Here is a 13798-nt window from a genome sequence, read left to right as displayed (position 1 = left end):
CCGCGAACAGCTCACACTTGTACGCTGGTCGCTTGAAATGGGCGGACATTGCCGCACTGGTCTGGAAGACAACGTGCGCCTCGACAAAAATACGTTGGCCCCTTCCAATGCCGCACTGGTGAAACAGGCTGCCGATCTTTGCGGTGAATATGGACGTACGGTCGCAACGGTTGCTGACGCGCGGGCCCTTTTGCAGTTGACACCCTGATTGATCCGCACGGCACCTGCTCCACGACGACGGCCGGCTTGCCGCCGCCAACCTTCTGGATTCGACGTCTCACGCCGTGTGGATGACACTCCCGACCTGCTGCCGCATTGGCGAACTCACCGGCGCGGCAAAGGCTAATATCGACCTACGGCGTTGTCACGTTGAAGGTGGTACGACGCACTAACGCAAAACCGCGACAGCTTCTCGGACATCGGACGGACCTTGGGTGAGTTTGGTGAACTGCTACCAGGCGACGTACGGTGTCGAGTGCACACAGCTTATGGAAATAGCGGTGGCGTCCCACGGGCGGCCACGGGCCGCCGTAAGCGGTCCGTCTGAAGTCATTGCTGCCTTCGAGTGTGCCGCTCGGCAATCCCCCGCAGCAGCGCCCTCGGGCAGCCCGATTGCCGTCGGCGGGATGTTGTAAAGCACCCAATGGACCCAGGTCATTTTCGGCGCGTCAGGGTCGTCGACGATCAGCGCGCCGGGCTTTTTGCGTTCGAGGGCACGCCGGACCACGCGAGCAGCGGGGAAACATCGGCGCCCTGGCAAGTATGTTGCGAGGAATTCTCCCCGTTCTGCCGGAAGGCTTGCGACGTCAGCGTGAGAGTCATGGCGCGCTCCTCGGCGGCAATGGTGAATGCCGGTCCGGTGGGAAAATCAACGCGAAGAGCAAGAGTCCCAACCGGCGCCCCGGGGCCGATGCCCAAGCCGCTTTTTCAAAGCTCTTGAGGTGGTGTCCGGCACGTTGAAGTCGCTCGTCGCCACGCTTCGTACCCTGTCCCTGACCGCGGCCGTTAGTTGGTGCGCGCTCTGCGCGAGTCGCGACGGAAATCGAAGCGAGGCTTTTGTCGTGAGATAAGTTCCGCCCAAGCAAAAGTGGCTGTGCGTGATCGCAGCAAGCATACGCCGAGCCGGACAGCACGCATTTGGAAAACCCGACCGATGCCGCGTGGCTGCCCATCCGATGGTGCATCGCGACAATCGAGCGTTCAGTTCGCGCAAGCGCAGCAGTGTTCGTGCGGTAGCGCTCGTGCGCGTGAACTCCGGCACGGATACGATATCTGAATGAACATGGAGGGCGGTCATGACCGCGGCCAGTTTTCATATCGGCTACACGCAATACCTTGGCCCCGATGGCGAGCCTGTTCAGCCGTTACCTGCCTTCGCACGGGACCCGATGGCGCTGATTCCGCTCTATCGCGCGATGGTGCTGACACGTGCCTTTGACACGAAGGCGGTCGCGCTGCAGCGTACTGGCAAGCTCGGCACCTTCGCGTCGTCGGTCGGCCAGGAGGCGATTGGCGTCGGCGTCGCCAGCGCGATGCAGTCCGACGACGTGCTGTTTCCTTCGTATCGCGACCACGCCGCGCAATTGCTGCGCGGCGTCACGATGACGGAAAGTCTGCTGTATTGGGGCGGCGACGAACGCGGCAGCGACTTCAGCGTGCCCCGCCATGATTTTCCGAACTGTGTGCCGATCGGCACACAGGTGTGCCATGCCGCCGGCGCGGCCTACGCGTTCCTGCTGCGTCACGAACCGCGCGTCGCGGTGGCGATATTCGGCGACGGCGGCACGTCCAAAGGTGACTTCTACGAGGCAATGAACATGGCCGGCGTCTGGCAGGCGCCGCTTGTCCTCGTGGTCAATAACAACCAGTGGGCGATCTCGGTGCCACGCAGCCGCCAGAGCGCTGCACAAACGCTCGCACAAAAAGCGATCGCTGCGGGAATCGATGGGCTCCAGGTCGACGGCAACGATGTGATCGCGATGCACCAGGTGGTCCACGCGGCACTCGCCAAAGCTCGCCGCGGCGATGGCCCGACGCTGATCGAAGCGCTCAGCTATCGCCTTGGCGATCACACGACAGCCGATGACGCAACGCGCTATCGCGACGCCGAGGTCCTCAGCCAGCAATGGGCATACGAACCGTTGCTGCGCTTGCGCACTTACCTGATGCGCATGAACGCCTGGGACAAGGCACAGGACGAGCAACTCGGCCGCGCGTGTCTTGCGCAGGTCGAGCAGGCCGTCGACGCGTATCTGGCGGTAGCGCCGCCGGACACATCCGCCATGTTCGATCATCTGTACGAGACCTTGCCGTTGGCGATGCGTGAACAACTGGCGATGGCGCAGGGATTCGCGCCTCCTGCGGGGAACCGCCATGGCTGACCTCAACATGGTCGAAGCGCTCAATCAGGCGCTCGCCTACGAACTCGCGCACGACCCAGCCGTCGTGCTGCTCGGCGAGGATATCGGCGTGAACGGCGGCGTGTTCCGCGCGACGGTCGGGTTACAGGCGCGATTCGGCGCGCAGCGGGTGATCGATACGCCTTTGGCTGAAACCGCGATCGCCGGCACCGCGATCGGCATGGCGGCGATGGGCCTGAAGCCGGTCGTGGAGATCCAGTTCAGCGGGTTCATCTATCCGGCCATCGATCACGTTCTGAATCACGCGTCGCGACTGCGGCATCGAACACGCGGACGGCTGACGTGCCCGTTAGTGATCCGTGCGCCGTGCGGCGCGGGGATTCACGCGCCGGAGCATCATTCCGAAAGCCCTGAAGCATTGTTCACCCACATCCCCGGATTGCGTGTCGTGACACCGTCGTCTCCGGCACGCGCGTACGGTTTGCTGCTCGCGTCAATCCGCGACCCGGACCCGGTGATCTTCTTCGAGCCGACGCGACTCTACCGGCTCTTCAGACAGCCGGTTGAGGATAACGGCGAAGCGCTGCCGCTCGACAGCTGCCTGACGTTGCGCGATGGGTCGGACGTCACCCTGGTGAGTTGGGGAGGAGCATTGCAGGACGTGCTGGCCGCAGCCGATCTGCTTGGACAGGAAGGCGTGATGGCCGAGGTGATCGACGTGGCGACGCTCAAACCGCTCGACATGAACACCATTCTCGCGTCGGTGGCGAAAACCGGACGCTGTGTGATCGTGCACGAAGGCTCGCGCACCGGAGGGGTTGGCGCGGAGATTGCCGCCAATATCGCCGAACGCGGACTGTACTCGCTGCTCGCGCCGGTGCAGCGCGTCACCGGATATGACGTGGTGGTGCCGCTGTACCGACTTGAGAATCAATATATGCCAGGCACGGAGCGCATCGTTGCCGCGGCCAGGCAGACTCTGGAGGCGTCGTGAAGCCATGAAAGTCTTCAAACTGCCCGATCTCGGAGAAGGCTTGCAGGAAGCGGAGATCGTCGAGTGGCACGTCAGGAGCGGCGAAGAGGTTCGCGCGGATCAACCGCTGTTGTCGGTCGAAACGGCGAAAGCGATCGTCGAGATTCCGTCGCCTCAGTCCGGCCGTATCGCGAAGCTGTTTGGCCAGCCGGGCGACGTCGTGCATCTGGGCGCGCCGCTCGCCGCATTCGAAGGAGAGAGCGACGAAGCCGATGCCGGCACCGTGGTCGGCCACATGGAGATCGGCCAGCATGTAGTGCAGGAAGCGCCGGCGGCGCCTGGCGGCGGCATGGGTGCGGGTGTCGGCGTGATCAAGGCGATCCCGGCGGCGCGGGCGCTCGCGCGCAAGCTGGATGTCGATCTGGCGATGGTGACGCCATCTGGGCCGGAGGGTGTCATCACGGCGGCTGACGTGCAGCGCGTCGCGAAGGTCCTCGCCGAGCTCGGGCCGCCCGAAGTGCTGCGCGGCGTGCGGCGCGCGATGGCGCAGAACATGGCGCGCGCGCAGAGCGAAGTGGCGGCGGCGACTGTCATCGACGACGCCGACATTGATGCGTGGCCGCCGCATACCGATGTCACGATCCGGCTGATCCGCGCGCTGGTGGCAGGATGCCGTGCCGAACCGGGGCTCAACACATGGTTCGACGGACATGCGGGGCGGCGCCACGTGCTGGAGAAGATCGATCTTGGCATCGCAGTCGATCTGCCGGATGGCCTCTTCGTGCCGGTATTACGCGACGTCGCGCTGCGCGACGCAGCGGATCTGCGCGGCGGGCTCGACCGGATGCGCGCCGACATCCGGGCACGCAAGATCCCACCGGAAGAACTGCGCGGCAATACGATCACGCTGTCGAACTTCGGCATGATCGCCGGCAAATATGCGGCTCCTATTGTTGTGCCGCCGACTGTCGCGATTCTCGGAGCCGGGCGCATTCACGAGCAGGTCGTGGCGGCAGCCGGCGTTCCCGCCGTGCATCGGATCTTGCCGCTGAGTCTGACATTCGACCATCGGGTCGTCACGGGCGGCGAGGCGGCGCGTTTTCTTGCAGCGACGATTGCGGATCTGCAGATGGCGTATTAGCCGGGCTCGCGTGTTCGGACGCTCTCTCGCATCGGCGGCATCAGATGGCTGACGATCCGCTGTCTCAGTGCCGTCCACGCTCCTGCCAATCCGGGCTTCGCATCGTGAGAACGGCCATCCCATTCATGAAGCCGAACGTCTTCACGGATTGTCGTTGATGTCGGTTGGTACAGGGATTGCAGAGTGGTTCACCCCCTAGTTTTTCCATTCCATGAACTGTCCGAATTCTCGTAGCCATCTCTCTACTATTCCCAGTTCAAAATGAGCTGTCGTTTACCCTCCCGAACGACCGTGCGGCAAGCTGGCAAACCGTACGTCTGAATATCTTGAAACGCTTTACTGACCGGCCGCCTGTCCACATACGGACAGGTGGCGGCCCACCGCACGAACACAATCGTAAGAAAAAAGTTAAATCCCACATATTGATTATGTGGATAGGAAAACATTAAGATGACTTCCCCGGGCGCGCAGTCGGCATCCGGTTAGCGTGAATCATGCACACAGTCTCATTTCGCCAGACGCATTCACGTTCCTCACACAAGAACGGTCGAGCTTTCCATCAAATTGACACCTATCAACAGGAGACAAAGATGCTGAGCCCTCATGAGTTCGCAACCTTGATGCTGGTCAAGGACGCTCCCGATCAACTCGGGCTGGATCGTGCAGATCTCGATATGTTGCTCGAACATCAACTCGTCGCATTGGAAGCACTCCCGTGCGGCCAACAACGCCCCCAGATAACCAGCGACGGCGTTTCCATACTCAAAGCTGTGACGCGGTTCGGCTGATGACTTTCATTAGCGGATCATTGTCCTCCCCATAAAATCCAGCGCTCACCTCCGTCGGCAAGCAATGCGGTTCCTTATCACCGGAATAAGTGACCCACTAACGCAATCAGTACTACTATGAATTGTTCCGGCGTGTGCGATGCACGGTCCGCATTGCACTCGTGCTTCCCGCCAGTCCACCCACACGGCCACCGCGCCCCGCACTGCTATCCGATTAATCGAAAAGGTGCCGGGTCGCCTCAGGAGTTTCGCGATGAATCTATTGACCCCAGAGCAGATTGCAGCATCCCAGAAGGCCAACGTTGATGCCGCTTACGGGCTGGCCACCAAGGTAATCGAGGGGGCGGAAAGGCTGGCCGAACTGAGTCTGAAAACGATCCGGTCGACGCTGGCGGAAACTCAGCACAACGCGCTGAAAGCGTTCTCCGTGACGGATCCTCAAGAGTGGCTCGCGCTGCAAGCCGCTCTCGTTGCGCCGGCGACAGAAAAAGCGCAGTCGTACAGCCGTCAGTTGTTCGAGATTGTGTCAGCCACCAACGGCGAATTCGCGCAGGTCGCGCAGACGCAATACGAAGCGTATAACCGCCGGGTACAAACGCTCGTCGAGGAAGTTGCCAGAAGCGCACCGGCAGGTTCCGAAGCCGCCATTGCTGGATGGAAGTCGGCGATCGGCGCTACCCATACGCTGATCGAAACTCTGCAGAAAACCGGTCAGCAGGCGGTGCAAGTCGCCGAAAGCAGCTTTGACGCTGTTGCGACCGCTGCATCGAAAACTGCCCGGCGCACTGCCGAGCAAGCGTCGGCGGGCGCCAGGCGATAACCGCCGAAGTCGCCCCAGCGCCCGCGTCAGTGAGTTGCGTCATACGAAGGAATCCTATTGATGCTGGCGTATCTGGCCGGCTATCGGGCGAACATCGCCGGTCTGCACGGGCGAGGATCGCCTCTCTTTACTGGAGACAAGTGAGATGACGAAACAGGTTGCCCTGGTCACAGGCGGGATGGGCGGACTCGGCGAAGCGATCAGCATCAGACTGCATGATGCCGGCTACGCCGTCGTGGTCACCTACTCGCCGCAGAATACCGGCGCGGACCGATGGCTGGCCCGCATGGAGGTCGATGGACGGCAGTTCCGCGCATATGCCGTCGATGTCGCCGACTACGACTCATGCCAGCTATGCGCGCAACGGATCAAGGCGGAAGTCGGTCCAGTCGATATCCTGATCAATAACGCCGGCATCACACGGGATGCGGGCTTCCGGAAGCTCGACAAAGTCAACTGGGATGCGGTGATCCGCACCAATCTCGACTCGGTGTTCAACATGACGAAGCCGTGGTGCGACAGCATGGTTGAACGAGGCTGGGGCCGCATTATCAACGTGTCGTCGATCATCGGCTGCAAGGGCGGTTTCGGTCAGACGAACTATGCGGCCGCCAAAGCCGGCATGCATGGCTTCACGAAGTCACTGGCGCTCGAAGTGGCGAAGAAAGGCATCACCGTCAATACGATCTCTCCCGGCTATATCGCCACGAAGATGGTCACGGCGGTGCCTCAGGACATTCTGGACAGCAAGATCATTCCGCAGATTCCGGTCGGTCGCCTCGGGCAGCCGGACGAAGTGGCGGCGCTCGTCCTGTATTTGTGCTCGCGTGAAGCGGCGTTCGTGACGGGGGCGAACATTGCGATCAATGGCGGCCAGCACCTGCAGTGAAGCAATCCGGCACGCCACTGGGCGATAGAGGTGAACTGGCCTGCGGCCGGTTCACTGCATAACATTGATGGCGGTAGAAACCTGCGTTCGTGGATCGACGGGCTCTGATACAAAAATGAGGGCCTTGGGTTAGGCTCAGGGTTTTGGGGTTCTCAGAGCAAACAGATGAGTAACTGCGCGATCTGCTCGAGATGATGTTCGAACGTGGCCTTCCTCTGGCGCACACGACGATCATCCGTTGGGTCAAGCGGTTCACGCCGGAGTTCGTTAAGGGCTGGAATCGCTTTGCTACGGAAGCCGGCCAGTCGTGCCGAGTCGACGAAACTTACCTGAAAATCCGTGGCAAGCGGCTTTATCTTTACCGTGCGCTTGACCGGCCACGCATGTAGACTCGGGCGCCAAGACCAGGAGCCGCCTGACGTTTTTGTCGCCACGCCGGCAGATCCCGAGAAGGTTGACCTTCCCGCCGGTCTGCTGCGATTCCGTCTTCGGCGTCACAAACCTCATTGCCGGTCGCGAAGCTGCTTCGCAGATCGCTTCGGCATCGACGAAATCATTCTTGTTTGACTTGACGAATGGCCGCACGAACTGTGGCGAAATCAGTTTGACTTCGTGGCCGAATGTGGTCACCTCGCGCGCCATGTGATGAGAATCAGCGCATGCTTCCATGACGACGGTGCAGGCCTTGAATGCCGCGAGGAATTCAATCAGTTGCTTGCGCCCAAGCTTCACATGGTCCGCCCTGCCTCACCGGGTAGGTTACGCTGACTCAGCGAAACACGGCCTTGCCGTTCGCATCCTGAACCGTGGAGGCGAAAGCAATGCTTGCCTGGATCGATCGCAATGAAACGTTGCCTGAATATCCGCATCCGCTCCCTCGTTTAGGCTAAACGCAGGCGATATAAGGTGGATCGATGATGGACGTTAACCAGCGTTTTGTCCGGCGGCGCCGCCTGTGCGTCGTGCTATGCGGCTGTGCCGCAGTAGCCGGCTGCATGGTTGGTCCCGACTACCGCACGCCGCCCGCGCCAGCCACCGACACCTACACCGCCTCACCGCTGCCTGAGCAGACAGCCTCCTCTCCGGGGGCTGCCGGCTTGCCGCAGCGATTTGTGCCGGGAGCGGACATTCCCGCCACCTGGTGGGCCCTCTTTCATTGCGAGCCGCTCGATGCGCTGATCCGTCAGGCCCTCGTGAACAGCCCGAACATCGCCGCGGCGCAAGCCGCATTGCGGCAGGCGCGCGAAAACTTCTCGGCGCAAGCCGGTGGCACCCTTCTGCCCAGCGTCGACGCGCAACTTGGCGCCACGCGCGAAAAGTTGAACGGCATCGCGTTCGGCCAGCCCGGACTCATCGATGAGTTCAATCTCTACAACGCATCGGTGAACGTGTCGTACAAACTCGACGTGTTCGGCGGCGCGCGGCGCGAACTCGAAGCGTTGCACGCGCAAGTCGATTACCAGCGCTTCCAGTTACAGGCCGCCTATCTCGCGATGTCGGCCAACATTGTGACCGCAGCCGTCAAGGAAGCGTCATTGCGCGCACAGATCGAGGCAACCGAGCGGATCGTCGCGGAAGAAGATGAGCAACTGGTCGTACTCGGCAAACAGTTCGACCTGGGGGGCGTGGGCCGTACGGAGGTGCTCGCGCAGCAGACCCTGGTGGCGCAGACCCGCGCAACGCTGCCGCCGCTGCACCAACAACTCGACCAGGTGCGTCACCAGCTCGCCGTGCTGGCCGGCCAACTGCCCAACAATGCTGCCTTGCCTGAATTCAGGCTCGACATGTTTTCGTTGCCCGGGACGCTACCGGTTAGTCTCCCGTCGGCACTGGTGCGGCAGCGGCCCGATATCCTCGCCGCCGACACCGTGCTGCATCAGGCCAGCGCGCAAATCGGCGTGGCGACCGCGGCGATGTATCCGCAGATCACACTGTCCGCCAGCTACGGTGCCGAGGCGCTGACGCCGGCACAGGTGTTCAAGGCAGGCAGCACGATATGGAGCCTGGGCGCTGGTCTGCTGCAGCCGGTCTTCCACGGCGGGCAACTGAGCGCGCAGAAGCGCGCGGCCGAGGCGGCGTACGAGCAGGCCGACGCGCAATATCGTGAAACGGTGCTGCTGGCGTTCCAGAACGTCGCGGACTCGCTGCGCGCGCTCGATCACGACGCGACCGCCCTGAAAGCGCAGACGGATGCATGGCAGGCCGCAAGCGACACGCTGGCGCTGACGCGCGGGCAGTACCTCATCGGCGGAGTGAGCTACCTGGCGCTTCTCATTGCTCAACGCCAGTACCAGCAAACGGTGGTGAGCCTCGCGCAAGCCCAGGCATCGCGCTACGCCGACACCGCGGCCCTTTTCCAGGCACTCGGCGGCGGCTGGTGGAACGCAGCTGCGCCGGCCGACGCAGCAGCCACGCATTGACATAGCCCGACAGGACACTCGCTTCACGGCTCTTAGCAACACGCGCTGTCAGAAGCGAAGGAATGCAACGTCCGGCGCTTCGCCTAATGCCGTACAAGGACATCTCGATGACCGAAAGAAAACCGATGACAAAGCGGATGGTAATCATGCTGATCTGTGTCGGCCTGCTGCTGGCCGCACTCGTCGGCTTCAACCTGTTCCGCGCGCACATGTTCGCCAGGTTCATGGCGGCCAACACGGCGCCGCCCGCCACCGTCTCGACGGTGGTCGCCAGCTATCAGTCGTGGCAGCCGCAGCTTGCGGCAGTCGGCAGCCTGCGCGCGGTGCGCGGCGTCGACGTCACCACCGAAGTCGCGGGCCTCGTGCGCGAAGTGGCGTTCAGCTCAGGGCAGGAAACGAAAGCCGGGCAGGTTCTCGTTAGACTCAATGCCGACAGCGACGTGGCGCTGCTCCAGTCGCTACAGGCGGCAGCAGAACTCGCAGGGACGGTCTACCAGCGCGACAAGGCGCAGTACGACATCAAGGCGATCGCGAAGGCGCAGCTCGACGCGGACGCCGCCGATCTGAAGGGCAAGAAGGCGCAAGTCGCGCAACAGGTCGCGCTGCTCGAAAAGAAAACCATTCGCGCGCCGTTTGCGGGGCGCCTCGGCATCAGCTCGATCAATCCGGGGCAGTACATCAATCCGGGCGACGCGATCGTCACGCTGCAAGCGATCGATCCGATCTACGCCGATTTCTCCGTGCCGCAACAGCAGCTCGGCCAGCTCACGATCGGCGCTCCGGTGGTGGTCGACACCAATGCGTACAGCGGGCAGACGTTCGTCGGCAAGATCCGGTCGGTCAGCCCGAAGGTCGACAACGCCACGCGCAACGTGCAGGTCGAGGCGAGCGTCGACAACCGCGAACGCAAGCTGCTGCCGGGCATGTATGCGAACGTGAAGATCGACTCGGGCGCGCAACAGCGCTACCTGACGCTGCCGCAAACGGCCATCACCTACAACCCCTATGGCGCGACCGTGTTCATCGTCAAGCCAGGCACGCAGCCTGACGCGCAGGGCAAAACGCTGCCCGTCGCGCAGCAGGTGTTCGTGACGCCGGGGCCGACGCGCGGCGATCAGGTGGCGATACTCAAAGGCGTCGACGCCGGCACGCAGGTCGTGACGAGCGGCCAGCTCAAGCTCAAGAACGGCACGCCGCTCATCATCAACAACAGCGTGCAGCCGGCGGACAATCCGAACCCGGCACCTCAAGAACAATAGAGAGACCGCGCGATGAACTTCACCGATCTGTTTATCCGCCGGCCCGTACTGGCCTCGGTCGTCAGTCTGCTGATCCTCGTGCTCGGGCTGCGCTCGCTGGCCGTGCTGAAAGTCAGCCAGTATCCGCAGACTGAAAACGCCGTCGTGACGATCAGCACGGCTTACTATGGCGCGAACGCGGACACCATGGCCGGCTTCATCACGCAGCCGCTCGAAGCGGCGATCGCTCAGGCGCAGGGCATCGACTATCTGTCCTCGACGAGCAGCACCGGCGTGTCGACCATTACCGCGACGCTGCGCCTGAACTACGACGCGAACCACGCGCTGACCGAGATCAACACGCAGATCGGCTCGGTGCGCAACCAGCTGCCGCCGCAGGCGCAGCAACCGGTGCTGACGGTGCAGACCGGGCAGACCACCGACGCGATGTACATGGGCTTTTACAGCAGCGTGCTGCCGAGCAACAACGTCACCGATTACCTGCTGCGCGTGGTCAAGCCGAAGCTCGATTCGATCGAAGGCGTGCAGACGGCCGAAGTGCTCGGCGGGCGGCAGTTCGCGATGCGCGTATGGCTCGATTCGGCGCGGCTCGCCGCGCACGGCGTGACGGCGGCCGACGTCTTCACGGCGCTTGGCAACAACAACTACCTCGCGACGCTCGGCACGACGAAAGGGCAAATGGTCAGCATCGACCTGAACGCGGGTACGGACTTGCATACCGTCGACGACTTCAGGCAACTCGCCGTCAAGCAGAAGAACGGCGCGATCGTGCGGCTCGAAGATGTCGCGAACGTCGTGCTTGGCGCCGACAGCTACGACTTCAACGTTGCGTTCAGCGGCAAGCGCTCGGTGTTCATCGGCATCAAGGTCGCGCCGGACGCCAACATCCTCGATGTGGCGAAGCGCGTGAAGGCCGTCTTCCCCGATCTGCAGAAGCAGTTTCCGATCGGCATGACGGGCGACATCGTTTATGACGCCACCGATTTCGTCAACACGGCAATCGCCGAAGTCATCAAAACGCTGGTCGAGGCGCTGCTGATCGTCACAGTGGTGATTTTTCTATTCCTCGGCAGCTTCCGCGCGGTCATCGTGCCGCTGATCGCGATGCCGTTGTCGCTGATCGGCACGTTCTTCGTGATGCAGGTGCTCGGCTATTCGATCAATCTGCTGACGCTGCTCGCGCTCGTGCTGGCAATCGGGCTCGTGGTGGACGACGCGATCATCGTCGTCGAAAACGTCGATCGGCACATGAAGCAGGAAGGCAAGGCGCCCTTCGATGCCGCGCTGATCGCCGCGCGCGAACTCGGCGGCCCGATCCTCGCGATGACCATCGTGCTGATCGCCGTGTATGCGCCGATCGGCTTCCAGGGCGGCCTGACGGGCGCGCTCTTCACCGAGTTCGCCTTCACGCTGGCCGGCGCGGTGGCGGTGTCCGGCGTGATCGCGCTAACCCTGTCGCCGATGATGTGCTCGCGTTTCTTCCGCGCGGAGCAGGAGTCCGGGCGCTTCGCGCGCTTCGTCGACCGCCAGTTCGAACGCGTGCATCGCGTCTATGGCCGTCTGCTGCGCGGCACGCTCGACACCTGGCCCGTATTCACACTGATGGGCGCGCTGCTGCTCGGCGGCACGGTCTACCTGTTCATGACGTCGAAATCGGAGCTCGCACCGCAGGAGGATCAGGGGATCGTGCTGTCGCAGATCCAGGGGCCGCCGAACGCGACCATCCAGCAGATGCAGACGTACGCGGACCAGGTGTTCAACATCTCGAAGACGCTTCCCGAATACGCGCAGATGTTCCAGCTTACTGGCGCGCCGACGCTCAACCAGGGGATCGGCGGCGTGCTGTTCAAGACATGGGACCAGCGCAGCAAGAACGCGACCGTATTACAGCAGGAATTGCAGCAGAAATGGAATCAGATTGCCGGCGCGCGCGTCGCGGCGTTCCAGTTTCCACCGTTGCCTGGCTCGCAGGGCTTGCCGGTGCAGTTCGTCATCAGCACGACCGAGATCTTCGAAAATCTCAACGAGGTATCGCAAGCAGTCCTGCAGCAAGCCCGCGAGAGCGGTATGTTTTTCTTCGTCGATAGCGATCTCAAGCTCGACAAGCCGGAAGCCACGCTCGTTGTCGACCGCGACAAGGTCGCCTCGCTCGGGCTCTCGCAAAGCGACGTCGGGCAGGCGCTCGGCTCGGCGCTCGGGGGTGGCTATGTCAACTACTTCTCGATCGCCGGCCGCTCGTACAAGGTGATTCCGCAGGTGTTGCAGACCGACCGTCTGAACCCTTCGCAAGTGCTCGACTACTATTTGCGCACGCCGGACGGCAGCGTCATTCCGGCGTCGACGGTGGCGCACCTCGAACACAGCGTCGTGCCGGAATCGATCAACCACTTCCAGCAGTTGAACTCGGCGACGATCTCCGGCGTGATCGTGCCCGGCGTGTCGCAAGGCGAGGTACTCGACTTCCTGCGCAAGGCGACCGTGCAGGTTGCGCCAGCAGGGTATTCGGCGGATTACTCGGGGCAATCGCGGCAGTTCGTGCAGGAGTCCGGCGGCTTCGTCATCACGCTGATGTTCGCGACGATCATCGTGTTCCTCGCGCTCGCGGCGCAATTTGAAAGCTTCCGCGACCCGATCGTGATTCTGATTTCGGTGCCGATGGCGCTGTTCGGCGCGCTCATCTTCATCAACGTCGGCCTGACGACGTTGAACATCTACACGCAGGTCGGGCTCGTCACGCTGATGGGGCTAGTCAGCAAACACGGCATCCTGATCGTGCAGTTCGCCAACGAACTGCAACGCGCCGGCCGCTCGAAGCGTGAGGCCGTGGAGGAAGCCGCGGGTGTGCGGCTGCGGCCGATCCTGATGACGACGGCCGCAATGGTGCTCGGCGTCGTGCCGCTCGTGATCGCCTCGGGCGCAGGTGCGGCGGGCCGCAATGCGATGGGACTCGTGATCTTCACGGGGATGTCGATCGGCACGCTCTTTACTTTGTTCGTGGTGCCTGCGATGTATATGTTTCTCGCCGCCGATCATCATCAGGTAGCTGGTGCGCCGAAGGCGGGTTAGCGCCTGGCACGCTATAGATGGACTTCAACGGTCAGGTTGCGGTTACCGAACAGACGTCCAGAATCGGGCTCTGATGTGATGG

General features: G+C 62.5%; 10 protein-coding genes and 3 pseudogenes. 11 read left to right on the top strand and 2 right to left on the bottom strand.

Going from position 1 to position 13798, the window contains the following annotated elements; translation table 11 throughout:
* The coding region (locus P0D89_RS25205; RefSeq protein WP_408362294.1) for a 3-keto-5-aminohexanoate cleavage protein at positions 1 to 208 on the top strand (208 nt) is incomplete at its 5' end.
* 145 nt (positions 209 to 353) lie between these two features.
* Here the strand turns inward: P0D89_RS25205 and P0D89_RS25200 are convergent.
* Positions 354 to 822 (bottom strand): annotated as a pseudogene (locus P0D89_RS25200) (YbhB/YbcL family Raf kinase inhibitor-like protein).
* Between the two features lie 473 nt (positions 823 to 1295).
* Here P0D89_RS25200 and pdhA point away from each other — a divergent pair.
* The 7 genes and pseudogenes from pdhA to P0D89_RS25165 all read left to right on the top strand — a co-directional run.
* On the top strand, positions 1296 to 2381 hold the full coding sequence (pdhA, locus tag P0D89_RS25195; protein WP_408362295.1) for a pyruvate dehydrogenase (acetyl-transferring) E1 component subunit alpha: 1086 nt from the start codon (positions 1296 to 1298) through the stop codon (positions 2379 to 2381).
* Positions 2374 to 3354 (top strand): alpha-ketoacid dehydrogenase subunit beta, encoded by a 981-nt coding sequence (locus P0D89_RS25190; RefSeq protein ID WP_408362296.1) that lies wholly within the window; start codon positions 2374 to 2376, stop codon positions 3352 to 3354. Before pdhA ends, P0D89_RS25190 begins: the two co-directional genes overlap by 8 nt.
* 4 nt (positions 3355 to 3358) lie before the next feature.
* Entirely contained in the window at positions 3359 to 4474 is a 1116-nt protein-coding gene (locus tag P0D89_RS25185) for a dihydrolipoamide acetyltransferase family protein (protein WP_408362297.1), read from the top strand.
* A gap of 590 nt (positions 4475 to 5064) precedes the next feature.
* Positions 5065 to 5262, top strand: a complete 198-nt coding sequence (locus tag P0D89_RS25180; RefSeq protein ID WP_408362298.1) for a hypothetical protein — start codon at positions 5065 to 5067, stop codon at positions 5260 to 5262.
* A gap of 253 nt (positions 5263 to 5515) precedes the next feature.
* Positions 5516 to 6082 (top strand): TIGR01841 family phasin, encoded by a 567-nt coding sequence (gene phaP / locus P0D89_RS25175; RefSeq protein WP_408377408.1) that lies wholly within the window; start codon positions 5516 to 5518, stop codon positions 6080 to 6082.
* 145 nt (positions 6083 to 6227) lie between these two features.
* Positions 6228 to 6971, top strand: coding sequence for an acetoacetyl-CoA reductase (gene phbB, locus P0D89_RS25170; RefSeq protein ID WP_408362299.1), 744 nt, complete (start codon positions 6228 to 6230; stop codon positions 6969 to 6971).
* 176 nt (positions 6972 to 7147) lie between these two features.
* Positions 7148 to 7348: pseudogene (locus P0D89_RS25165) on the top strand (DDE-type integrase/transposase/recombinase); the annotation flags it as partial.
* A gap of 94 nt (positions 7349 to 7442) precedes the next feature.
* Here the strand turns inward: P0D89_RS25165 and P0D89_RS25160 are convergent.
* Positions 7443 to 7840, bottom strand: a pseudogene (locus tag P0D89_RS25160) (hypothetical protein); the annotation flags it as partial.
* 45 nt (positions 7841 to 7885) lie between these two features.
* Here P0D89_RS25160 and P0D89_RS25155 point away from each other — a divergent pair.
* The 3 genes from P0D89_RS25155 to P0D89_RS25145 all read left to right on the top strand — a co-directional run bounded on the left by P0D89_RS25155 (position 7886) and on the right by P0D89_RS25145 (position 13716).
* Positions 7886 to 9391 (top strand): efflux transporter outer membrane subunit, encoded by a 1506-nt coding sequence (locus tag P0D89_RS25155; RefSeq protein WP_408362300.1) that lies wholly within the window; start codon positions 7886 to 7888, stop codon positions 9389 to 9391.
* Between the two features lie 107 nt (positions 9392 to 9498).
* The gene (locus tag P0D89_RS25150) at positions 9499 to 10650 is read left to right on the top strand and encodes an efflux RND transporter periplasmic adaptor subunit (RefSeq protein ID WP_408362301.1); all 1152 of its coding nucleotides are present in this window, start codon (positions 9499 to 9501) and stop codon (positions 10648 to 10650) included.
* 12 nt (positions 10651 to 10662) lie between these two features.
* On the top strand, positions 10663 to 13716 hold the full coding sequence (locus P0D89_RS25145) for an efflux RND transporter permease subunit (RefSeq protein ID WP_408377406.1): 3054 nt from the start codon (positions 10663 to 10665) through the stop codon (positions 13714 to 13716).
* Positions 13717 to 13798: the final 82 nt, after the last annotated feature.

Source organism: Paraburkholderia sp. RL18-085-BIA-A, from assembly GCF_046027075.1.
Lineage (GTDB): Bacteria > Pseudomonadota > Gammaproteobacteria > Burkholderiales > Burkholderiaceae > Paraburkholderia.
This window is presented reverse-complemented; position numbering and strand designations above follow the sequence as displayed.